The sequence below is a fragment of the Pseudomonas sp. Pseusp88 genome (assembly GCF_047303955.1).
Lineage (GTDB): Bacteria > Pseudomonadota > Gammaproteobacteria > Pseudomonadales > Pseudomonadaceae > Aquipseudomonas.
This window is the reverse complement of record NZ_JBGLYM010000020.1, coordinates 44004-67011: the sequence shown is the minus strand read 5'-3', so window position 1 is coordinate 67011 and position 23008 is coordinate 44004. Positions and strand designations below refer to the sequence as shown.

The 23008-nt window shown below is 61.3% G+C and carries 24 protein-coding genes; 22 read left to right on the top strand and 2 right to left on the bottom strand.

The annotated features are described in order from the left end of the window. Positions 1 to 487 precede the first annotated feature (487 nt). The 21 genes from cbiE to ureC all read left to right on the top strand — a co-directional run bounded on the left by cbiE (position 488) and on the right by ureC (position 20335). Positions 488 to 1690, top strand: coding sequence for a precorrin-6y C5,15-methyltransferase (decarboxylating) subunit CbiE (cbiE, locus tag ACCD02_RS22000; protein ID WP_413306489.1), 1203 nt, complete (start codon positions 488 to 490; stop codon positions 1688 to 1690). After that, the gene (locus tag ACCD02_RS21995; protein ID WP_413306486.1) at positions 1690 to 2802 is read left to right on the top strand and encodes a cobalt-precorrin-5B (C(1))-methyltransferase; all 1113 of its coding nucleotides are present in this window, start codon (positions 1690 to 1692) and stop codon (positions 2800 to 2802) included. Before cbiE ends, ACCD02_RS21995 begins: the two co-directional genes overlap by 1 nt. 136 nt (positions 2803 to 2938) lie before the next feature. After that, positions 2939 to 3661 carry a cobalt-precorrin-6A reductase gene (locus ACCD02_RS21990; RefSeq protein ID WP_413306484.1) on the top strand — a complete coding sequence of 241 codons (723 nt, stop codon included), beginning with the start codon at positions 2939 to 2941 and terminating at the stop codon, positions 3659 to 3661. 131 nt (positions 3662 to 3792) lie between these two features. Then, positions 3793 to 4179 carry a DUF2946 domain-containing protein gene (locus ACCD02_RS21985; protein ID WP_413306482.1) on the top strand — a complete coding sequence of 129 codons (387 nt, stop codon included), beginning with the start codon at positions 3793 to 3795 and terminating at the stop codon, positions 4177 to 4179. Between the two features lie 47 nt (positions 4180 to 4226). Further along, on the top strand, positions 4227 to 4697 hold the full coding sequence (locus ACCD02_RS21980) for a copper chaperone PCu(A)C (protein WP_413306480.1): 471 nt from the start codon (positions 4227 to 4229) through the stop codon (positions 4695 to 4697). Between the two features lie 105 nt (positions 4698 to 4802). Continuing rightward, complete coding sequence (locus tag ACCD02_RS21975) at positions 4803 to 5189, top strand: DUF2946 domain-containing protein (protein ID WP_413306477.1); 387 nt, start codon at positions 4803 to 4805, stop codon at positions 5187 to 5189. An 82-nt stretch (positions 5190 to 5271) separates the two neighbouring features. Further along, positions 5272 to 6648 carry a PepSY-associated TM helix domain-containing protein gene (locus tag ACCD02_RS21970; protein ID WP_413306474.1) on the top strand — a complete coding sequence of 459 codons (1377 nt, stop codon included), beginning with the start codon at positions 5272 to 5274 and terminating at the stop codon, positions 6646 to 6648. A 199-nt stretch (positions 6649 to 6847) separates the two neighbouring features. Beyond that, a complete protein-coding gene (locus ACCD02_RS21965) occupies positions 6848 to 7636 on the top strand; it encodes an ABC transporter ATP-binding protein (protein WP_413306472.1) in 789 nt (262 codons plus the stop codon). Positions 7637 to 7698: 62 nt separating this feature from the next. Next, positions 7699 to 8598, top strand: coding sequence for an ABC transporter substrate-binding protein (locus tag ACCD02_RS21960; RefSeq protein ID WP_413306622.1), 900 nt, complete (start codon positions 7699 to 7701; stop codon positions 8596 to 8598). Positions 8599 to 8689: 91 nt separating this feature from the next. Continuing rightward, positions 8690 to 9709, top strand: a complete 1020-nt coding sequence (locus ACCD02_RS21955; protein ID WP_413306469.1) for a FecCD family ABC transporter permease — start codon at positions 8690 to 8692, stop codon at positions 9707 to 9709. A gap of 259 nt (positions 9710 to 9968) precedes the next feature. Next, a complete protein-coding gene (gene urtA / locus ACCD02_RS21950) occupies positions 9969 to 11234 on the top strand; it encodes an urea ABC transporter substrate-binding protein (RefSeq protein WP_259110862.1) in 1266 nt (421 codons plus the stop codon). A gap of 167 nt (positions 11235 to 11401) precedes the next feature. Beyond that, positions 11402 to 12991, top strand: coding sequence for an urea ABC transporter permease subunit UrtB (gene urtB, locus ACCD02_RS21945; protein ID WP_413306467.1), 1590 nt, complete (start codon positions 11402 to 11404; stop codon positions 12989 to 12991). After that, positions 12991 to 14070, top strand: a complete 1080-nt coding sequence (urtC, locus tag ACCD02_RS21940; RefSeq protein ID WP_413306464.1) for an urea ABC transporter permease subunit UrtC — start codon at positions 12991 to 12993, stop codon at positions 14068 to 14070. The genes urtB and urtC overlap by 1 nt, the downstream gene beginning before the upstream one ends. Then, the gene (gene urtD, locus ACCD02_RS21935) at positions 14067 to 14939 is read left to right on the top strand and encodes an urea ABC transporter ATP-binding protein UrtD (RefSeq protein WP_413306461.1); all 873 of its coding nucleotides are present in this window, start codon (positions 14067 to 14069) and stop codon (positions 14937 to 14939) included. Before urtC ends, urtD begins: the two co-directional genes overlap by 4 nt. 113 nt (positions 14940 to 15052) lie before the next feature. Next, positions 15053 to 15751, top strand: a complete 699-nt coding sequence (gene urtE, locus ACCD02_RS21930) for an urea ABC transporter ATP-binding subunit UrtE (RefSeq protein ID WP_413306459.1) — start codon at positions 15053 to 15055, stop codon at positions 15749 to 15751. Positions 15752 to 15789: 38 nt separating this feature from the next. Continuing rightward, the gene (locus tag ACCD02_RS21925) at positions 15790 to 16629 is read left to right on the top strand and encodes an urease accessory protein UreD (RefSeq protein ID WP_413306456.1); all 840 of its coding nucleotides are present in this window, start codon (positions 15790 to 15792) and stop codon (positions 16627 to 16629) included. Positions 16630 to 16761: 132 nt separating this feature from the next. After that, positions 16762 to 17064 (top strand): urease subunit gamma, encoded by a 303-nt coding sequence (gene ureA / locus ACCD02_RS21920; RefSeq protein ID WP_218227681.1) that lies wholly within the window; start codon positions 16762 to 16764, stop codon positions 17062 to 17064. A gap of 31 nt (positions 17065 to 17095) precedes the next feature. Beyond that, a complete protein-coding gene (locus ACCD02_RS21915) occupies positions 17096 to 17638 on the top strand; it encodes an N-acetyltransferase family protein (RefSeq protein WP_413306453.1) in 543 nt (180 codons plus the stop codon). Positions 17639 to 17648: 10 nt separating this feature from the next. Continuing rightward, positions 17649 to 18182, top strand: coding sequence for a GNAT family N-acetyltransferase (locus tag ACCD02_RS21910; protein WP_413306450.1), 534 nt, complete (start codon positions 17649 to 17651; stop codon positions 18180 to 18182). Further along, complete coding sequence (locus ACCD02_RS21905) at positions 18179 to 18487, top strand: urease subunit beta (protein ID WP_413306447.1); 309 nt, start codon at positions 18179 to 18181, stop codon at positions 18485 to 18487. Before ACCD02_RS21910 ends, ACCD02_RS21905 begins: the two co-directional genes overlap by 4 nt. A gap of 147 nt (positions 18488 to 18634) precedes the next feature. Then, positions 18635 to 20335, top strand: coding sequence for an urease subunit alpha (ureC, locus tag ACCD02_RS21900; protein WP_413306444.1), 1701 nt, complete (start codon positions 18635 to 18637; stop codon positions 20333 to 20335). 53 nt (positions 20336 to 20388) lie between these two features. On the opposite strand, the gene ACCD02_RS21895 is transcribed toward ureC, so the two are convergent. Both ACCD02_RS21895 and ACCD02_RS21890 read right to left on the bottom strand, forming a co-directional pair. After that, entirely contained in the window at positions 20389 to 20790 is a 402-nt protein-coding gene (locus ACCD02_RS21895) for a thioredoxin family protein (protein WP_413306441.1), read from the bottom strand. 228 nt (positions 20791 to 21018) lie between these two features. After that, the gene (locus tag ACCD02_RS21890; protein WP_413306438.1) at positions 21019 to 21639 is read right to left on the bottom strand and encodes a hypothetical protein; all 621 of its coding nucleotides are present in this window, start codon (positions 21637 to 21639) and stop codon (positions 21019 to 21021) included. A 199-nt stretch (positions 21640 to 21838) separates the two neighbouring features. Here ACCD02_RS21890 and ACCD02_RS21885 point away from each other — a divergent pair, with 199 nt between their 5' ends. Beyond that, entirely contained in the window at positions 21839 to 22972 is a 1134-nt protein-coding gene (locus tag ACCD02_RS21885) for a sensor histidine kinase (RefSeq protein WP_413306436.1), read from the top strand. The last annotated feature ends 36 nt before the right edge of the window (positions 22973 to 23008 follow it).

The window sequence follows — 23008 nt, the reverse complement described above, 5'->3', positions numbered from 1 at the left end:
TGAAGAGGCCAATACATCCAACACATTAGCGGCGTCCGAAATAAAGCTTTCGCGAATGAATTCGCTCCCACAGTAGCGCGTGCATATCGTCGAATCTGTGGGAGCGGATTCATCCGCGAAGGGGCCAGTACATCCAACACATTGGCGGCGTCCGAAATAAAGCTTTCGCGAATGAATTCGCTCCCACGGTAGCGCGTGCATATCGTCGGCTCTGTGGGAGCGGATTCATCCGCGAAGGGGCCAGTACATCCAACACATTAGCGGTGTCCGGAATAAAGCTTTCGCGAATGAATTCGCTCCCACGGTAGCGCGTGCATATCGTCGGATCTGTAGGAGCGGATTCATCCGCGAAGGGGCTGCTCTGGCTTTACAGCAAACATAGAATCTCCCACAGAATTCGCCTCCACAATCGGCTCCGTTCCGTGCTTGCTGCACGACAGCGCAGTATCATGCCGTTTTATTCCCCGGATCGGATCGAGGTAAGTAAATGTCGCCCTGGCTGACGGTCGTGGGAATCGGTGAAGACGGCTTCAAGGGGCTGGGCAGGAATGCCCGGCATGCGCTGTTGCGGGCGAGCCAGGTGTTTGGCGGGGCGCGGCAGTTGGCGTTGCTGCCGCCATGCATCAATGCCGAGCGGCGGGCCTGGCCAAGCCCGTTTTCCCTGGAGCCCGTGTTGGCACAACGCGGCGATGAAGTCTGTGTACTGGCCAGCGGCGATCCGATGCTGTTCGGCGTGGGCGCCAGCCTCAGTCGTGTGGTGGCCAACGACGAGATGCTGATTCTGCCAGCACCTTCCTCGTATTCCCTGGCGGCCGCGCGTTTGGGTTGGCCATTGCAGGAAGTGGTCACACTGTCAGTCGTGGCACGGCCTTTGGCGGCGTTGAACCTGCATTTGCATCACGGTGTGCGTCTTCTGATCCTCAGCAACGACGGCAGCAGCCCGGCGGCGATTGCCCAATTGCTGCGTGAACGCGGCTTTGGTGCAAGCCCCATGACTGTACTGGAGCATCTGGGCGGCACGGCTGAACGCCGCGTAGATGGTTTGGCCCGCGACTGGACCGACGCCGAAATCGCTGCGCTGAATCTGGTAGCTGTCGACTGCCGCGCCGATGCCGACACTCCGCGCCTGTCGCCTGCTTCCGGCCTGCCGGACACCGCGTTCAAGCATGACGGCCAGTTGACCAAGCGCGATGTCCGGGCCATCACCCTGGCGCGCCTGGCGCCCCTGCCCGGCGAGTTGCTGTGGGATGTCGGCGCCGGATGCGGGTCGATCGGCATCGAGTGGATGCGCGCCCACCCGACCTGCCGCGCGTTGGCCATCGAAGCCGACGAGGGCCGTCAGCAACTGATTGAACTCAACCGCGATACCCTCGGCGTACCGGGCCTGCAACTGATCCGTGGCAGTGCGCCCGAGGCCCTCAACGGGCTGGAAACGCCGGACACGATCTTTATCGGTGGCGGCGTGACCCGCCCTGGCGTACTCGAACAGTGCTGGCAGCAACTGCGCCCGGGCGGTCGTTTGGTGGCCAATGCAGTGACCCTGCAAAGTGAAACGACGCTCATGGCCTGGCGCGAACAGCACGGCGGCGAGTTGACCCGCATTCAGGTCGCCCACGCTAAACCTTTAGGTGAATTCGATACCTGGCGTCAGGCATTACCCATCACCTTGTGGGAAGTGATCAAGCCGTGATGCGCGACGAAACCGCGGAACAGCCAGCGCCGCTGCGCAGTGGCTTGACCACCGGCAGTTGCGCGACTGCCACCAGTCTGGCGGCGGCGCGGCTGTTGCTCGGCGGCGATGCCTGCGATGCGGTAGAGATCACCCTGCCCAAGGGTAAGCAGGTACAGATGCGCCTGGAGTTCTGTCGCCTGCATGACGGCGGCGCCGAAGCCGGTACCCTCAAGGACGCCGGCGACGACCCCGACGTAACCCACGGCGCACTGGTGTTTTCCCGTGTGCACCTGAGCGGGCAGCCCGGCGTGCGTTTTATTGCCGGGCGTGGCGTCGGCACAGTCACCCGCCCCGGCCTGGTACTGAATGTCGGCGAACCGGCGATCAACCCGGTGCCACGCCGCATGATGACCGAGCACCTGCTCAAACTGGCGGCCGATCAGGGCTACAGCGGTGGTTTCGAGGTCACGATCAGCGTCGAGGATGGCGAGGCCCTGGCGCTGAAAACCATGAACCCGCGCCTGGGCATTCTTGGCGGGCTGTCGATCCTCGGCACCAGCGGCATCGTCCGGCCGTTTTCCTGCGCGGCCTACATCGCCTCGATCCATCAGGGCATCGACGTCGCCAGCACCAACGGCTACAGCCATATCGCCGCCTGCACCGGCAATGCCAGCGAAGACACCATGCGCCGGGTCTACAACCTGCCGGAAATCGCCCTGATCGAAATGGGCGATTTCGTCGGCGCGGTACTCAAGCATCTGCGCAAAGTGCCTGTGGCCAAACTCAGCCTGTGCGGCGGCTTCGGCAAGATCAGCAAACTGGCGGCCGGGCATATGGACCTGCACAGCCGCCACTCCAGCATCGACCTGCCGCAACTGGCTCGCTGGGCAGCCGATGGCGGCGCCGACGAAGTCCTGCAACAGGCGATTCTCGACGCCAATACCAGCCAACAGGCCCTGGCATTGAGTGCGGCGCAGGGTATTGAGTTGGGCAATATCGTCTGCTGGCATGCCCTGGACTTTGCCCGTAGCGTGGTTCCGGCGCAGATTGAGGTCGAGGTGTTTGCGATTGATCGACAGGGCGGGATTGTCGGCCATGCATCTGGCACACACCCTGATCAGTTGAACTGACGCGATTGTGTGGGACCGGCTTTAGCCGGGAAGACGCAGGTATGGCCGGTACGTTTCTATTGTCTGGCATATTCCCTTCCCGGCTAAAGCCGGTCCCACATAGCGCAGCATCGGAACCACCAACGGATAAAATCGCATGAACCGCATCCTGCTCCTCGGCGGCGTCACTGAAGCCCTGGTCATCGCCCGCACCCTCGGCCCGCAACATATCTACAGCCTGGCAGGCGTTGGCCGGGTGCCCACCGATCTCACTTGTGAGGTGCGGGTCGGCGGCTACGGCGGCGCCGAGGGACTGGCCGCGTTCATTCGCGAACAAGGCATCGACCTGCTGCTCGACGCCACTCACCCCTACGCCGCACAGATCAGCCAGAACGCGGCCCTTGCCGCACAACTGAGCGGCGTGCCGTGCTGGGCCTTGCGGCGACCGGCGTGGCAGGCCGGGCCGGATGATGACTGGCGCGAAATGCGCGACTGGGCCGAACTGATCGACGCCCTGGCGCCCTTTCAGCGTCCGCTGTTCACCCTGGGTCGCGAGCCCTTGCAGCACCTGGAGGAAATCCCCGAGCAGCAGTTCTGGACTCTGCGCGCCCTGGACAGTTATCCGGGCAACGCGCGCTGCGAAATAATCGGCGCCCGCGGCCCTTTCAATCTGCAAGATGAACGTGCCTTGTTCGAGCAACGCCGCATCGACGTGCTGGTCAGCAAGAACAGCGGCAGCGGCGCCACCGAACCCAAGCTGCAAGTGGCGCGGGAGCGGGGAATCCCGGTGCTGATATTGCAGCGACCGGGGTTGCCTGCCGTGAATCGGGAATTCGTTTCGGTAGAGGACTTATTGGCGGCCTTGCGCGATCAGACCTGAATAAATGCAAGCTTCCGGGACCGGCTAGCTGCATCTTTCAATGCCACGCGACAACCCGTCACGGCACCGGCTTTTTACATCGGCAGCCTGTTCAGGCTAAATAGCGACCATTGTTCATCACGGTATCGCCCATGTCGTCACGCCGGCCCACCGCTGTCTGGATAGCCTGCTTTGCAGTGTTGTTCAGCCTGCTGGTCATGCCCCTTGCGCCCATGCCCTCTCAGGCATCGGGGGAGAGGCTGCTGTGGGGCAGTTTTTGTACTGGCAGTGGTACTCGACAGGTGGCGATAGTCCTCGAGGATGTCAAACAGGCCCCGTCGGACCACGATGAACACGGCGCCATGCAGCATTGCGGCTGCTGTTCCGGGCATGTCGTGGTTATTCTGCCCAGCGGCCTCAATGGCGGCCTGTTCGTGCAGGTCGAGCCGGAACGCTTCGCACCGCAACGGTTTCTGCTGTACGGCCCGCCACGCCAGCACTGGCCCAGCCTGAATCCCCGCGCCTCTCCAAACGCCTGACAGGTCACGCCTTCTAACTCTGTCAATGGATCGTCTGGAGATTTGTCATGTTCAAGAAACTGCTGATGCTGGTTGCCTTGCTGCTGCCCGCCGCCTTTAGCCACGCCCACGAAATGAGCTATCAGGCAGGCCAGTTGCAGATCAAGGCGCCCTGGTCCCTGGAGCTGCCACCCAATGCACCAACCGTCGCCGCCTACTTCGTGATTCACAACGCTGGACAGACCCCGGATCGCCTGCTCAGCGTACAAAGCCCCGTCGCAGGCAGTGCGCAGCTGCATGAACACCAACATGTCGACGGTCTGATGAAAATGCAGCAGGTGCCGGAGGTAGACATCGCCCCCGGCCAGGATGCAATCTTCGCCCCCATGGCCTATCACGTCATGCTGCTGGACCTCAAAGACCGCTCGCAGCTGGTCCAAGGCCAGCACTTCCCGCTGACTCTGCAGTTCGAGAAGGCCGGGGATGTGACTGTGCAGGTCCAGGTGCTGAAACAGGCGCCCAATCACGAAATGAAGTAACCGTTGGAGCGAGGCTTGCCCGCGAAAACGATATACCAGGCTCAGGATATGTATCATCTTTCCCGGCCCTATTCGCGGGCAAGCCTCGCTCCAACGAGTAATCATTTGAACGCTAGACGCCCAGGCTCGTGGCTAAGCCTGTTCGCCATGTTGATGATCTTTATCGGTCCGCTGATTTCCCAGGCGATGCCGATGGATCAGCACGCCGGTATGTCCATGGACATGTCGATGTCCGCCGACATGGACATGCACCACGCCAGTACCGATCAGCAGGACGGCGCCAGCAAAGCCGATCATGTGCTGTGGGCCAAGTGCGGTTATTGCACCCTGCTGTTCGGTTGCCCGGCGCTGCCCAAGGCCCTGGCCTTTTTCGCCCCGGCGCCACCGCGTCAATCCGACCTGTTCAGCGCCAGCCCGCAACAGGGCCACGCCCGGCAAAGCGTGTTCGCCAACGCCCGCAGCCGTGCCCCGCCGCTCTCCCTCACGCGATAAAACCTGATTGTTTCTGTGCCCCGCCTCAGCCCCGGCTGTGGGCGGGCGCTGTCGTGTGTTGTCCCGCAGGGGAGCGTTTCACGTGTCCAAATCCAATGTGTCGTTTTATAACCTGGCCTGGCGTTGGCATTTCTATGCCGGGCTGTTCGTCGCACCGTTCATGATCCTGCTGTCGATCACCGGGATCATCTACCTGTACAAACCCCAGCTCGACAACCTGATGTATCGCGACTTGCTGAGCGTGCGACCGTCCCAGGCCCAGCCCCTGAGCGCTGACGAATTGCAGCGCCGCCTGCTGACGGCCTATCCGCAGGCCACAGTGAAAAAATACCTGCCGCCGATCAATGCCGAAGGCAGCGCGCAGTTCGTGGTGATGCAGGACGGCCGCGAAGTGAATGTGTATCTCGACCCCTATCGCGGCTCGCTCCTTGGCACTCAGGACGCCAAGAACAACCTGCAGGCCCTCGCCCGTGCCCTGCATGGCGAACTGCTGATCGGCACCGTCGGTGATCGACTGGTAGAACTGGCCGCCGGCTGGGGCGTGATGCTGGTGGTCTCCGGCCTGTACCTGTGGTGGCCACGAGGTCGCTCCGGGGCGGGGGTGCTCTGGCCGCGCTTGACCAGCCGTGGTCGGCTGCTGTGGCGTGACTTGCACGCAGTGACTGGTTTCTGGGGCTCGGCATTGCTGCTGTTCATGCTGATCAGCGGCATGACCTGGACCGGCATGTGGGGCAAGCAATACGCGGCGGTGTGGAATACCTTTCCGGCGGCGATGTGGGATAACGTCCCGCAATCCGACAAACAGGCCGGTGAACTGAACACCGCCAGCGTGCAGACCGTGCCCTGGGCCATGGAAAACACGCCGATGCCCGTCTCCGGCGGCGATCACGCCGAGCACATGCACCACGGTAATATGTCCACCGCCCCCGCCGCGCCAAAGCTGTCACTGCAACAGGTGGTAGACATCGCCAAAGAGCGACGCATCGAGCCCGGCTACAGCATCACTGCGCCCAAAACCGCCGATGGCGTATTCACCGTATCGGTGTTCGCCGACGACCCGCGCAACGACGCCACCCTGCATATCGACCAATACAGCGGCAAAGTCCTGGCCGACGTACGCTTCCAGGACTACAACACGGTCGCCCGCGCCACCGAGCTCGGCGTGATGCTGCATGAAGGCAAGTTTTTCGGCTGGATCAATCAGTTGCTGATCCTGCTGGTGTGCCTGATGGTGCTGCTCGGTTCGGTCAGCGGCCTGGTGATCTGGTGGAAGCGTCGTCCGCAAGGTGGCCTGGGTGTGCCGCCGTTACGCCATGATTTGCCGCGCTGGAAAACCGCCATCGTCATCATGTTTGGCCTGGCGGTAGCGTTTCCATTGGTGGGCGCGTCGCTGATCGTGGTCGGACTACTCGATCGTATAGTCCTTTCGCGCTTTGCTAAATTTCCCGCGCAAGCCTAAATTGCGAGGTGCGGGGCCAGAAGCCTATGGGTTGGTTTTGTGATGAATTCCTCTCCCGGCTTGCTTCTGGCCCCGTCTCCTCCTCCCGGCCGACCGACGTGAAGCCACTTCATGTTCAGTATGAGCACGCCGAGATGCGCGAAATAGAGCCATCTCTATGCTGTCCTGCTGTTAATTGCGACTAATAGAACACCCTCGAATGAGCTCTCTGACACTCTCCAATCTATGCTGGTCGCCCCTGGAAAAGGATCATTGCCATCATCAGTTCCAATTGCGCGATGTCAGCCTGCGGGTGGCAGCGGGCGAATTTGTCGGCTTGATCGGTCCCAATGGCAGTGGCAAAACCAGCCTGCTGCGCTGCGCCTATCGTTTTACCCGACCAACGGTAGGGCAGGTTTTGCTCGATGGCGTCGATCTGTGGACCCAATCCCCACGCTGGGCCGCACAACGCATCGCCGTGGTCCTGCAGGAGTTCCCCGACGCCTTTGGCCTCAATGTCGATGAAGTGGTCGCCATGGGCCGCACGCCGCACAAGGCGTTGTTCGACGGCGACACCCAAGCCGACCGGGAGATCGCCTGCCAGGCCTTGCACGCCGTAGGTATGCAGGGTTTCGAAGATCACGCCTTCGCGACTCTGTCCGGTGGGGAAAAACAGCGCGTGATCCTGGCCCGAGCCCTGACCCAGCAACCGCAGCTGTTAATCCTTGACGAACCGACCAACCATCTTGACCCGCGCTATCAGCTGGAGCTGCTGCAACAGGTCAAGCGCCTGGGCATCGGCACCCTGGCCAGCATTCATGACCTCAACCTCGCCGCCGCGTTTTGTGACCGCCTGTACGTCATAGATGGCGGACGCATCATCGCCAGTGGCAGCCCTCGCGAAGTCTTGACCGTCGAGCTGCTGCGCGAAGTATTTGGCGTCGAAGCCCTGGTCGACGATCACCCGATTTCCGGTTACCCACGTATTACCTGGATTACCCGCCCATGATTCTGCCTGCACCATTACGCGCGGTTTTATTTTTCAGCCTGCTGGGCCTGACCGGTCAGGCCATGGCCGAAGCCACTCATTACCCGGTCACCGTGCAGAGCTGCGACCGCCAGGTGACTTTTGATCATGCACCCAGCCACGCTGTCAGCCATGACATCAACATGACCCAGATGATGCTGGCCCTTGGGCTGCGCTCGCGCATGGTCGGCTTCAGTGGCATCAGCGGCTGGAAAACCCTGCCGCCGACAATGCTCCATGACCTCGACGGCCTGCCGGAACTGGCGAGCAAATATCCCTCGGTGGAAACCCTGCTCAATGCCAACGTCGATTTCTTCTTTGCTGGCTGGGATTACGGCATGCGCGTTGGCGGCGAGCTGACCCCGCAGACTCTGGCGCCTCTGGGGATCAAGGTCCTTGAGCTGACCGAGTCATGCGCCTTCGTGATGAAACGCCCGCCTGCCAGCCTGGACATGATGTACGGTGACCTGCGCAACCTGGGGCAGATCTTCGACGTACAGGATCGTGCCGAGCAGTTGATCGCCGGCATGCAGCAGCGCGTGGCGAAAATCACCGCCGCCCTGCCCGCCACCCGGCCACGGGTGTTCCTTTACGACAGCGGCGAAGACCGCGCCATGACCTCGGGCCGCCTGGCCATGCCCCAGGCGCTGATCAGCGCAGCGGGCGGGCGCAATGTGCTGGACGACATCGAAGCCAGCTGGACCCGGGTCAACTGGGAAAGCGTGGTGGAGCGCAATCCCGAGGTGATCGTCATCGTCGATTACGGCGAAGTCACCGCCGAGCAGAAAGAGCAATTCCTGCTCAACAACCCGGCGCTGCAGTCAGTGGACGCGATTCGCAACAAGCGCTTTGTCGTCATCCCGTACGTAGCGGCAACGCCGGGAATCGACAATATCGATGCCATTGAGACCCTGGCGGCCGGGTTTCACGGAGCGCAACGGTGACAGACACAAATCCCCGAGGAACTTTGCCGTGGAGCAAACACGGACCTGCAGGAAGATTTAATTCCAAGCCTAAGGTTTTGCTGTGTTTGATATGAGCGTTGTTAACCGCTACCGCCTGCTGCTCCTGGCCCTGCTCACCGCCTTGTTGCTATCCTGCGTGCTGTCTCTGGGTTTTGGCCCGGCGCCGGTGCCGGCCCAGGTGGTCGGGCAGATCCTGCTGCACAAGCTGTTCGGCCTCGGTCCGGACACCCCGACCTGGACAGCCGGGCAGGAGCATATTGTCTGGCTGATCCGCATCCCGCGCATGCTCCTCGGTGCATTGGTCGGAGCCGGGCTGGCGTTGACCGGCGCGGTGCTGCAAGCGGTGACCCGCAACCCTTTGGCCGACCCGCATCTGCTGGGCGTGACCTCCGGCGCGACCCTGGGCGCAGTGATCGTAGTGCTGCATGTCGGTGAAATCATCGGCGTGCTGACTCTGCCCCTGGCGGCGTTCATCGGCGCGATGTTGAGCATGTTCATGGTGTTGCTGATCGCCAGCCGTAGCGGGCGCCTGGACAGTGACCGCCTGTTGCTGTGCGGTATCGCCGTGTCCTTCGTGATGATGGCTCTGGCCAACCTGTTACTGTTTCTGGGTGACCATCGCGCAAGCTCAGCTGTGATGTTCTGGATGCTCGGCGGCCTCGGTCTGGCCCGCTGGGAGCTGCTGGGCATTCCGGCCATCAGCGTGTTGCTCGGCCTGATCCTGCTGCTGGCCATGGCCCGGGCCTTGAATGCCCTGATGGCGGGCGAGCAGACCGCCGTGACCCTGGGCCTGAACGCCCGTCATGTACGCATCAAGGTGTTCCTGATTGCCTCGCTGATGACGGGGGTCATGGTGGCAATCAGCGGCTCCATCGGTTTTGTCGGCCTGATGGTCCCGCACATCGCCCGGCGCCTGGTCGGGGCCGAGCATCGGCGTCTACTGCCGGTGTGCGTGCTATTGGGCAGCCTGTTCCTGATCTGGGTCGACGTCGCCGCCCGCACTCTGATAGCGCCGGAAGACCTGCCCATAGGCGTGGCTACGGCGGCGATTGGCGGGTTGTTTTTTATCGGGTTGATGCGCAAACGGTAAAACTTGAACCCTGTGGGACCGGCTTTAGCCGGGAATACGCTTTCCCGGCTAAAGCCAGCCCCCCCGACGCACCATCGGAGCGCGCTCTAACATCCATGCACCACACCCAAGTCCCACCTTGGTGCGATATATCCTGCCTGATCAGTCAACTTACTGCTCTACAACGACTTTTCTTCCGTTGGCCCAGCCTTTGCTAAAGATCAGGGAGAGATGAGTTTCCCAGTACGCCTTGTCTAAATCCAAGAATGGAGCAAGCCCAATGAAGCGTCGCAGTCTGATCAAAGCTTTCACCCTGTCCGCGTCCATCGCCGCCATGGGCCTTACATGGACCGTTCAAGCTGCCGAGACCATCAAGGTCGGCATTCTGCATTCGCTTTCCGGGACCATGGCCATTTCCGAGACATCGCTCAAGGACATGGCCCTGATGACCATCGACGAGATCAACGCCAAGGGCGGCGTCAACGGCAAGATGCTTGAGCCTGTGGTAGTCGACCCGGCCTCCAACTGGCCGCTGTTCGCCGAAAAGGGCCGTCAATTGCTGACCCAGGACAAGGTCGCCGTAGTGTTCGGCTGCTGGACGTCGGTATCGCGCAAATCAGTCCTGCCGGTGTTCGAAGAACTCAATGGCCTGCTGTTCTACCCTGTGCAGTATGAAGGCGAAGAAATGTCGCCAAACGTGTTCTACACCGGTGCAGCGCCTAACCAGCAGGCCATCCCTGCGGTCGAGTACCTGATGAGTGAAGACGGCGGCGCGGCCAAACGCTTCTTCCTGCTGGGCACCGACTACGTCTACCCGCGCACCACCAACAAGATCCTGCGCTCGTTCCTGCACTCCAAAGGTGTAGCGGACAAGGATATCGAAGAGGTCTATACCCCGTTCGGCCATGCCGACTACCAGACCATCGTGGCCAACATCAAGAAATTCTCGGCCGGTGGCAAGACTGCCGTTATTTCCACCGTCAACGGCGACTCCAACGTGCCGTTCTACAAGGAACTGGGCAACCAGGGCCTGAAAGCCACCGACGTACCGGTGGTGGCCTTCTCGGTCGGCGAGGAAGAACTGCGCGGCGTCGATACCAAGCCGCTGGTGGGCAACCTGGCTGCCTGGAACTACTTCGAATCGGTGAAAAACCCGGTCAACACCAAGTTCGTCGCCGACTGGAAAGCCTACGCCAAGAAACACAACCTGCCGAACGCTGACAAGGCCGTGACCAACGACCCGATGGAAGCCACCTACGTGGGCATCCACATGTGGGCCCAGGCGGTCGAAAAAGCCAAGTCCACCGACGTCGACAAGGTTCGCGAAGCCATGGCCGGCCAGACCTTCGCCGCGCCGTCGGGCTTCACCCTGACCATGGACAAGACCAACCACCACCTGCACAAGCCAGTGATGATCGGCGAGATCAAGGCTGACGGTCAGTTCAACGTTGTCTGGAAAACCAAGGAGCCGATCCGTGCCCAACCGTGGAGCCCGTTCATCCCTGGCAACGACAAGAAGCCTGACTATGCGGTGAAGAGTAACTAAGCGAGGCCATTGTGTAAGTCCTGTGGGAGCGGTTTGTGGGAGCGAATTCATTCGCGAAAAGGCCCGTACATTCAATGAGTTTCCATTGTTTGCAATGCCGTCTTCGCGGATGAATCCGCTCCCACCCATCGCTCGCCACGGGGATTTGCCAAACAGGATCACCCGATATGCCCAATGCCTTGCACCGCATCATCCTTGCCCTCGCATTACTGCTGCCCCTGGCAGCCCACGCCAGCGATGCCAGTGACTTTGTCGCCGGTGAATCCGCCGAACGTGCCGAATTGCTCGAAGCCTGGGCGGCCAAGCCCGACCCGGCCCGTGTCGAACTGATCATCGCCCTGCAGGAAGGCCGGGTAGCTGCCGACAGCAGCAACCGCGCCTATATCCAGAGTGGCGACAGCTTCACCGCTGTCGATCCCGCCGCGCCTGCCGCCGCCGACGCGCCGACACCTGATGAACCCCAGGCCATCAGCCTGAACAATCGACTGCGCGGCCTGGTAGAAAACGCCCTGGCCAGCCACCAACTGTTGGCTGCTGACGCCAAACTGCGCCTGAACGCCGCCCTGCAATTGCAAAAAAGCGCCCGCCCCGCGCAGCTCGACCTGTTGACCCGTGAGGTCGCCAACGAAAACGACGCCAGTGTGCGCAGCGCTCTGAGCCTGGCCCTGGCCAATCTGCAACTGGTGGACAGCAGCCCGACCATCCGCCTGGCGGCAGTGCGCCTGCTGGGTGAAACCGGCGACCCGCTGGCCCGCACCCGCCTCGAAGGCTTGCTCGCCCCCGGCGTCGAGCCGGATGCCACCGTGCATCTGGCCGCCGAGACCAGCCTGGCACAGGTCAAACGCAAGCTGATGATCGGCGAAGTGCTGGGTCAGGTATTCAGTGGTATCTCCCTGGGCTCGATTTTGCTGCTCGCGGCCCTGGGTCTGGCGATCACCTTCGGTCTGCTGGGCGTGATCAACATGGCCCACGGCGAGATGCTGATGCTCGGTGCTTACTCGACCTACATGGTGCAACTGTTTTTCCAACGCTATGCACCGGGAGCACTGGAGCTCTACCCACTGGTCGCGCTGCCGGTGGCGTTCCTGATCACTGCGTTGATCGGCATGGCACTGGAACGCACGGTGATCCGCCACCTGTACGGACGCCCGCTGGAAACCCTGCTCGCCACCTGGGGCATCAGTCTGATGCTGATCCAGGCGGTACGGCTGATCTTCGGCGCGCAGAACGTCGAAGTCGCCAACCCACAATGGCTGTCGGGCGGGATCCAGGTGTTGCCCAACCTGGTGCTGCCGTACAACCGTATCGTCATCATCGCCTTCGCTCTGTTCGTCGTGCTGCTGACCTGGCTGTTACTGAACAAGACCCGCCTGGGGCTCAACGTGCGCGCAGTGACCCAGAACCGCAACATGGCCGCCTGCTGCGGTGTGCCTACCGGGCGCATCGACATGATGGCTTTCGGGCTCGGCTCCGGCATCGCCGGGCTTGGTGGCGTGGCCTTGAGCCAGATCGGCAACGTTGGCCCGGACCTGGGCCAGAGCTACATCATTGACTCGTTCCTGGTGGTGGTGCTCGGCGGTGTCGGCCAGTTGGCCGGTAGCATCACCGCGGCCTTCGGCCTGGGCATCGCCAACAAGATTCTCGAACCGCAGATCGGCGCCGTACTGGGCAAGATCCTCATCCTGGCGCTGATCATTCTGTTTATTCAGAAACGTCCGCAAGGCCTCTTCGCACTGAAAGGACGGGTGATCGACTGATGAGCCAGCCATTGATGCTAACCGCTGCACAAAAGGTCGGCCCCAAGGGCACGCTGGCGATTGCCGCCGTCGTGCTTGCGGTGCTGCTGGCCCTGCCCCTGCTATCACTGTTGCCCGCCGAAAACGGCCTGCAAGTGTCGGCCTATACCCTGACCCTGGTGGGCAAGATCCTGTGCTATGCCATCGTCGCCCTGGCCCTGGATCTGGTCTGGGGCTACGCCGGGCTGCTTTCCCTGGGCCACGGCCTGTTCTTCGCCCTCGGCGGCTACGCCATGGGCATGTACCTGATGCGCCAGGCATCGGGGGATGAATTGCCCGCCTTCATGACCTTCCTGTCATGGACCGAACTACCGTGGTACTGGAGCGGCACCCAGCACTTCCTCTGGGCAATGTGTCTGGTGGTACTGGCGCCAGGGCTGCTGGCGCTGGTCTTCGGTTTCTTCGCCTTCCGCTCGCGGATCAAGGGCGTGTATTTCTCGATCATGACCCAGGCCCTGACCTTCGCCGGCATGTTGCTGTTCTTCCGTAACGAAACCGGGTTCGGGGGTAATAACGGCTTCACCAATTTCCGCAGCATCCTCGGATTCAGCATCAGCTCCCAGGGCACTCGGGCGGCGCTGTTTATCGCCACCGTCGTGTTGCTGGTCGCCAGCCTCCTGCTCGGCTGGCGCCTGGCCCGGAGCAAGTTCGGCCGGGTGCTGACCGCCGTACGCGACGCCGAGAACCGCCTGATGTTCTGCGGCTACGATCCACGCGGTTTCAAGCTGTTCGTCTGGGTGTTGAGCGCAGTGTTGTGCGGTCTGGCCGGGGCCTTGTATGTTCCTCAGGTCGGCATCATCAACCCCAGCGAAATGTCGCCGACCAACTCCATCGAGGCTGCCGTCTGGGTCGCCCTCGGCGGTCGCGGCACCCTGATCGGCCCGCTGCTCGGCGCCGGGCTGGTCAACGGCATGAAGAGCTGGTTCACCGTGGCCTTCCCCGAGTACTGGCTATTCTTCCTCGGCGCACTGTTCATCATCGTGACCCTGTACTTGCCCAAGGGTGTGATTGGTCTGCTCAAGAAAAGGGGCGAACAATGAAAACCACTCCGACTCCCTCGTTCATGCTGGAACCGGCCTACGAGCCACTGCTGTCGCCGAACAAGGACGCCGGCACCAGCCGTGATGCCATCGGCCTCGGCCAGGCAGCTGGGCAAGGCCTCAATACGCGCCACGGCACCATCCTGACTCTGGAGGACATCAGCGTCAGCTTCGACGGCTTCAAGGCTCTGAACGACCTGAACCTGTACATCGGTGTTGGCGAGCTGCGCTGCATCATCGGTCCCAACGGCGCGGGCAAGACCACCCTGATGGACGTGATCACCGGCAAGACTCGCCCCAGTCACGGCAAGGCCTGGTTCGGCGAAACCCTGGACCTGACCCAGATGAGCGAAGTGCAGATCGCCCAGGCCGGGATCGGTCGCAAATTCCAGAAGCCCACGGTGTTCGAAGCCCTGAGCGTGTTCGAAAACCTCGAATTGGCGCAGAAGACCGACAAATCGGTCTGGGCCAGCCTGCGCGCGCGTCTGAGTGGCGAGCAGCAGGACCGCATCGCCGAAGTGCTCGACACCATCCGCCTGACCACCTCCATGCATCGCCCGGCAGGTTTGCTGTCCCACGGCCAGAAACAGTTCCTCGAGATCGGCATGCTGCTGGTCCAGGACCCGCAACTACTGTTACTCGACGAGCCGGTGGCAGGCATGACTGACGCCGAAACCGAATTCACCGCCGAACTGTTCAAAAGCCTGGCAGGCAAGCATTCGCTGATGGTGGTGGAGCACGACATGGGCTTTGTCGGCACCATCGCCGACCACGTCACCGTACTGCACCAGGGCAGCGTGCTGGCGGAAGGATCGCTGGAAGACGTGCAGGCGGATGAGCGGGTGATCGAAGTCTATCTGGGGCGCTGAAAGCGCCCAGCTGCGAGCTTCGAGCTGCAAGCGACAAGCTAGAAGCGCGTACTCCGAACTGCTTTTTCTTGCGGCTTGAAGCTTGTAGCTCGCCGCTTGTGAGGAACGAACGAATGCTCCAAGTCGAAAAGCTTCACCAATACTACGGCGGCAGCCACATCCTGCGCGGTCTGTCCTTCGATGTGAAGATCGGCGAAGTGACCTGCCTGCTGGGCCGTAACGGCGTCGGCAAGACCACGTTGCTCAAGGTGCTGATGGGCCTGTTGCCGTCCAAAGAGGGCTCGGTGCAATGGGAAGGCAAGGCCATCACCGGCTTCAAGCCCCACCAACGGGTGCATGCCGGCATCGCCTATGTGCCGCAAGGCCGGGAGATTTTCGGGCGCCTGACCGTCGAAGAAAACCTGCTGATGGGCCTGTCACGCTTTCCCGGCTCCGAAGCGAAAGAAGTGCCCGCCTTTATCTACGAGCTGTTCCCGGTGCTGCTGCAAATGAAACATCGGCGCGGCGGTGACCTCTCCGGCGGCCAGCAACAACAGCTGGCCATCGGCAGGGCGTTGGCCAGTCGGCCGCGCCTGTTGATCCTCGACGAACCCACCGAAGGCATCCAGCCATCGGTGATCAAGGAGATCGGCGCAGTGATCAAGAAGCTCGCCGAGCGCGGCGATATGGCCATCCTGCTGGTGGAGCAGTTCTACGATTTCGCCGCCGAGCTGGCCGACCAGTACCTGGTGATGTCCCGTGGCGAAATCGTCCAGCAGGGCCGTGGCGAGAATATGGAAAGCGAAGGTGTTCGCGGCCTGGTAACAATTTGATCTAAGGTGCTCACCTTCACAGAACGACAAAGACCCCTATGAATCTTCCTGCCCACACCGCCCTGTTCACCCCCAGCTGGCACGCCGAGCTGGAGCTGGGCTATGGGCGTTTCGGCGACAGCACGCGGCCGGTGCAACGGCGCCACATCGGCCCGCTGCGGGTACAAAAGCACCTGTACGCCGAAGGCCCGCAAGTCTGCCAGCACATCATCGTCCACCCGCCAGGCGGCATCGCGGGCGGTGACCGGCTGAATATCTCGGCCACGGTCGGCACCGACGCCTGGGCGCAGTTGACCAGCCCCGGCGCGGCCAAATGGTATCGCGCCGCAGGCCCGGCCTATCAGCAGCTTGAGTTGAAGGTTGCGGCCGGCGCCACCCTGGAATGGCTGCCTCAGGAAACCATCGTGTTCAGTGCGGCCCAGGCCGAACTCACCACCCGCGTCGAGCTGCAAGGCGACGCCCGCCTGCTTTACTGGGATGTGGTGGCCTTGGGTCGGCCGGCCAGCGACGAGCGTTTCGCTCAGGGCCATTTTCAGTCGCACCTGGATATCCGTCGCGACGGCCAATTGCTCTGGCACGAACGACAACGCATCATCGGCGGTGACGGCCTGCTCGACTCGCCCATGGGCCTGGACGGCAAGAGCGTATTCGCCACCCTGCTGATCACCGGCGAGATCGATAGCGAACTGCTGGAAACCTGCCGTTCGTTGAGCAAGAACGTGCGCGGTGACCTGACCCAACTACCGGGCCTGCTGGTCGCTCGCTGCCTGGCCTTTGAGGCACTACATGCCCGGGCCTGGCTGATTGAATTGTGGAAGCTGTTGCGCCCGGTATTGCTGGGGCGCGAGGCGGTGGCACCGAGGATCTGGAGTACCTGAAATATTTCATCGTCGGGACCAACGCTTTCGCGGATGAATCCGCTCCCACAGAGAACAATGATTACCTGTGGGAGCGGATTCAGCCGCGAAAACGCCCGGACGGACAAACTGAATTCAAGAACGGATTGAACAATGGACCTGACCCCACGCGAAAAAGACAAAATGCTGATCTTCACTGCCGGCCTGGTGGCCGAACGGCGCCTGGCGCGAGGTGTGAAGCTCAACTATCCGGAAGCCATGGCCTATATTTCAGCGGCCCTGCTCGAAGGCGCCCGCGATGGCCAGACCGTCGCCGAACTGATGCACTTCGGCACCACCCTGCTCAGCCGTGAACAGGTCATGGAAGGCATCCCGGAAATGATCCCGGAGATTCAGGTCGAGGCCACCTTCCCTGACGGCACCAAACTGGTCACGGTGCACCAGCCGATCGCCTGAGCCGAGCAACACCAAGGACGCAGAACCGACCATGACTTTCCTGATTCGCGATGCACTGCCCACCGACCTGCCGGGCGTGCGGGACATTTACAACGACGCCGTGCTCAACACCACGGCGATCTGGAACGAACAACCCGTGGACCTGGCCAACCGCCAGGCCTGGTTTGACGCTCGCAAAGCGCAGGCCTATCCGATCCTCGTCGCCGTTCAGGACGACGGTCAGGTGTTGGGTTATTCCTCGTTTGGTGATTGGCGCCCTTTCGAAGGCTTCCGCCACACCGTCGAGCATTCGGTCTACGTGCGCGCCGATCAACGCGGCAAAGGCCTCGGCCCGCTGCTGATGCAAGCCCTGATTGAACGCGCCCGTCTGTGCGACAAGCACATGATGGTCGCCGCTATCGAAAGCGGTAACGCCGCCTCGGTGGGCCTGCACGAACGCCTCGGTTTCATCACCACCGGGCAGATGCCCCAGGTGGGCACCAAGTTCGGCCGCTGGCTGGACCTGACCTTCATGCAACTGGACCTGTCGCCGGGCGCCACGGCCCCGGCCTCACAAGCTCCGCAAACCCACTAGAGAGCAGCCCATGAACCCCGCCCAGTTACGACGTGTGAACGCTGAAAGCTTTGCGCATTACCGCCATGGTTTGGTCGAACTGTTATTGGATGCCGTGCAGCACGGCGCCTCGGTAGGGTTCATGGCCGACCTGGACAGCGAGCAGGCTTACGCCTGGTGTGACAGCCTGAAAAGTGAAGTCACCAACGGCAGCCTGTTGTTGTGGGTAGTGGTCCAGGAAGAAGAAGTCCTGGCCAGCGCCCAACTGGCCCTGTGCCAGAAAGCCAATGGCCGCAACCGCGCCGAAATCCAGAAGCTCATGGTGCGCGACAGCGCCAAGGGCCGCGGCCTGGGCAGCCAGCTGATGAAAGCCGTCGAACAGATGGCCCAGCAGCACAAGCGCGGCCTGTTGTACCTGGACACCGAAGCCGGGTCCGCCGCCGAGGCCTTCTATCGCGCCTTGGGCTACACCCGGGTGGGCGAACTGCCCAACTACTGCCAAAGCCCGGACGGCCGCTACACGCCGACCGCCATCTACTTCAAGACCTTGGGACAACCCGCATGATTCCTGGCCAATACCAGATCCAGCCCGGTGACATCGAACTCAATGCCGGGCGCCGCACGATTACCTTGAGCGTCGCCAACAGCGGCGACCGGCCGATTCAGGTCGGCTCGCACTTTCATTTTTTCGAAACCAACGACGCCCTGACCTTTGACCGCGCCGCCAGCCGCGGCATGCGCCTGAACATCCCGGCCGGCACCGCCGTGCGCTTCGAACCGGGGCAGTCGCGAGAGGTGGAATTGGTGGACCTGGCCGGGCATCGCCGGGTGTTCGGTTTTGCCGGGCGGGTGATGGGCAATTTGGATTAATCCAACTCGCCGCCCGCAGGAGCGAGGCTTGCCCGCGAATGCCTCAACGCTGTTTGCCTGACACACCGCGTCAACTGGTTCGCGGGCAAGCCTCGCTCCAACGGAGAACGGCTGAAATACAGCATTCAATGAATTCAAGGAATCCCGATGAAGATTTCCAGACAAGCCTACGCCGACATGTTCGGCCCCACCGTTGGCGACAAGGTTCGCCTGGCGGACACCGAGCTGTGGATCGAAGTCGAGAAAGACTTCACTACCTACGGCGAAGAAGTGAAGTTCGGCGGCGGCAAGGTCATTCGTGATGGTATGGGCCAGGGCCAACTGCTGGCTGCCGAGGTGGTCGACACCCTGATCACCAACGCCCTGATCATCGACCACTGGGGCATCGTCAAAGCCGACGTCGGCATCAAGAACGGCCGCATTGCCGCCATCGGCAAGGCCGGTAATCCGGATATCCAGCCGGACGTGACCATTGCCATTGGCGCGGCCACCGAGATCATCGCCGGTGAAGGCATGATTCTGACAGCAGGTGGCGTCGATACCCACATCCACTTCATCTGCCCGCAGCAGATCGAAGAAGCCCTGATGAGCGGCGTGACCACCATGATCGGCGGCGGCACCGGCCCGGCCACGGGCACCAACGCCACCACCGTGACCCCGGGGCCATGGCACATGGCGCGTATGCTCCAGGCTGCGGACTCGTTCCCGATGAACATCGGCTTCACCGGCAAGGGCAACGTCAGCCTGCCAGGGCCGTTGGTCGAACAGGTCAAGGCCGGGGCCATTGGTCTCAAGCTTCATGAAGACTGGGGCACCACTCCTGCGGCCATCGACAACTGCCTGAGCGTGGCGGACGAGTATGACGTGCAGGTGGCCATTCACACCGACACCCTGAACGAATCCGGCTTCGTCGAAACCACCCTGGCCGCGTTCAAGAACCGCACCATCCACACCTATCACACCGAAGGCGCCGGGGGAGGCCATGCCCCGGACATCATCAAGGCCTGCGGCTTCCCCAACGTGTTGCCCAGCTCGACCAATCCGACGCGGCCGTTCACCCGCAACACCATCGACGAACACTTGGACATGCTGATGGTCTGCCATCACCTGGACCCGAGCATCGCCGAAGACGTCGCCTTTGCCGAAAGCCGTATCCGCCGCGAGACCATCGCCGCCGAAGATATCCTGCACGACCTGGGCGCGTTCTCCATGCTCAGCTCTGACAGCCAGGCCATGGGCCGGGTTGGCGAAGTGATCATGCGCACCTGGCAGACCGCCGACAAAATGAAGAGGCAGCGCGGCCCGCTGCCTCAGGATGGCGAAGGTAACGACAACTTCCGCGCCAAGCGCTATATCGCAAAATATACGATCAACCCGGCCATCACCCACGGCATCAGCCATGAAGTGGGCTCGATCGAAGTGGGCAAGTGGGCCGACCTGGTGCTCTGGCGCCCGGCGTTCTTCGGCGTCAAGCCGACCCTGATCCTCAAGGGCGGCGCCATTGCCGCGAGCCTGATGGGCGACGCCAACGCCTCGATCCCGACCCCGCAACCGGTGCACTACCGCCCGATGTTCGCAAGCTTTGGCAGCTCACTGCACGCCACCAGCCTGACCTTCATCAGCCAGGCGGCCTTCGATGCAGGCGTTCCCGCGACCCTTGGTCTGAAAAAACAGATCAGCGTGGTCAAAGGCTGCCGCAGCGTGCAGAAGAAAGACCTGATTCACAACGACTACCTGCCGGACATCGAGGTAGACCCACAGACCTATCAGGTCAAGGCCGATGGCGTGTTGCTATGGTGTGAACCGGCGGATGTACTGCCGATGGCGCAGCGCTACTTTCTGTTCTGACGGGTAAACAGCAAGGGCCTCGCTTCGCAGCCAGGCCCTGTGCATCTCGCAGGCTAAAGTTTGCCGCCACCGATTCTGCTGACCCAGGTACGTACCTGCTCGTCTGTATAGTTACCCACCAGATCATCCACCTGCGTACCACTGCTGTCTTTCGCCCGCGCCCCACCCTTGATCAGCACCAGAGTTGGCCCGTGATTGATTTCGTATTTCGCCGAAGTCGACGGGTTCAGGGTGTCCTTCAGGTCCTGATCCAATTCGATCTCAACCCTGACGAACTTGACTGTGCCAGCGTAGCTGGCAGCCAGACTGTCGATAGTCTTGTCCATTTTTGCACTGGCATTGTCAGCACCACTTTTATTGGTCTTTATACGGGTGGTGAATTCAACCACAGTAGGTATTGCACTTTGCAGTACCTCTGCTTCGAAGGTTGAATCTGTAACGGTTATGACACTCATGATCCATCTCCCTGGTTGGTTATGCTCCTGGCTAGTCTCAACCTGACAAAAAGGGCACCGGGAAATCGACAACGTGCAGAGGCCGCGATAGTGATGGAGCCTCTTCAAGTAAAGGTCGTTTTGTTAACGTACGCAGGCTGTCTGTCGGAAACGGGCGGATTGAGGATCATGACCATTTCATCAGAGAGAATGGGCCTGTGCTCCGGCACGAAGACTTGTGAGGGCCCTTCAAACCGGCTCGATGGACCACAACGACTCAATTTTCTGCCGGTACCAGGTCACCAAATGGAAATCGACTACGCTTTCCGCTACCTGATTATTCTTGAGAAAAAGCACCGCAGGTACGGACGTGACCGCGTATTTTTCGGCTGAGGCTGCACAGGCTGCCATAGGAGCGCGAAGAAACCTGACCTTACCGGCATAGTCCTTCGCCAATCGGTCCATGATTTCTCCGGTCTTCGCACTCTTGTCCGGTTCGCCGAACTCATTGACGCCAGGTTGGCTGAACTCGACCAGCATCGGTGCGTCGTCTTGCGCAACCCATTTTTGCAATGAGGTATCGTCGACGATAATGACGCTATCGCCAGGGGGCTCAGTCATCTTGAGACGCGCTAAAAAGGATTCTCCGCTCTTCAATAACTGCAAGGCCTGCAGTGAATCATTCATGGCATCAAAAAGGCCGATATCTTCGGCACTGGACTGGCCCAGCAACCAGCGTCGTAGTGCCAGATAAAACCCAAGCTGGCCGAATCCGACGTCATCGCGTTTTACGCTCTTATTTGTTGCAATTCCCTGCGCAGCCTCATTGATCTGCGTTTCTACAAACGCGGCGAAATCCTCTTTCAACATGATGATTCTCCCTTCCCGCTTTCTCCCCCCACGTACTGATTCGCTATCGGCCGACAGCCTGTCCACTGGCAAAAATGACACTGACCTGTTCGTCGAGGTTTCAGTATTCAGTTAAGTCCGTTTTATAACCGCGCAACGGCTATTTGTCGGAAACCGCAAAGGCGCTAAGATCACGGGCTTCTCGTCGAGGTAACTGGTTATGCGTCTGTCCGACTTTATCGTTGCCCATGTAGATCGCATCGTCGACGAATGGGAAGACTTTGCCAGAACCCTGAAGCCCGCAGCCGACTCAATGGATAGCGTCGGCCTGCGCGACCATGCCAAATCGATCCTGCTGGCTGCGTCGCGGGACATGCAGACCGCGCAAAGCAAGCGGGAGCAGGCCGAAAAGGCCAAGGGGGAGGAGTCGGGCAAGACTCCGAGCCTGGACCAGGCTGCGGCCAGTCATGGCGAACTGCGCCATATCGTCGGTTTCGACCTGGTGCAAATGACCTCGGAGTTTCGCCATCTGCGCGCCACGGTCATTCGCTTGTGGGTCGATAGCCTGACCTCGCCGGATATCGCCAATCTTCAGGACATGATCCGCTTCAACGAAGCCATCGACGAAGCCCTGGCCGAGTCCACCGCCGCCTATGCCGAGCAGGTCGACCGCTCACGGGATATTTTCCTGGCCATCCTCGGCCATGATCTGCGCGCACCGCTACAGGCAGTGAGCATGTCCACCGAACGCCTGGCACGCAATGCCAATCTGGACGAAAAGGCGCTGGCCTACATCTCCCATATCAAGCTCGGCACTCGGCATATGGCCAGTATGGTCAGCGACCTGCTGGAGTTCGTCCGTAGCCGCCTGGGCGCCAGCCTGCCCATCGACTGCAAGCCCATGGACCTGGCCAGCGCCTGCCGCGAAGCCATCGCCGAAGCCTGCGCCGCCCGGCCGGGGCAAAACCCGCAGTTGCAAGTGCACGGCGATACTCAGGGCAAGTGGGATCACGGGCGCCTCAATCAACTGCTGCAAAACCTGATCGGTAATGCAATTCAGCACGGCGCCGATCACCATGAGATCGATATCAGGCTCATCGGCGAAGACGACCATGTGGTCCTGAGCGTACACAACAAGGGCGAGCCTATTGCCGAAGACGCCATCGGCAGTATCTTCGACCCGTTAGTACGGGCCACCAGCGAGACCTCAAGCCCACAAAATCCTTCGACCAGCCTTGGCCTGGGGCTGTTTATCGTCAAGGAAGTGGTCATGGCCCACGGCGGCAGCATCACCGTGACCTCGACCATAGGCGACGGCACCACCTTTACCGTGGTGCTGCCGAGAAGTCAGTAGCTTTTGCATCATTTGATGGGCGACAGGCTTGCCCAT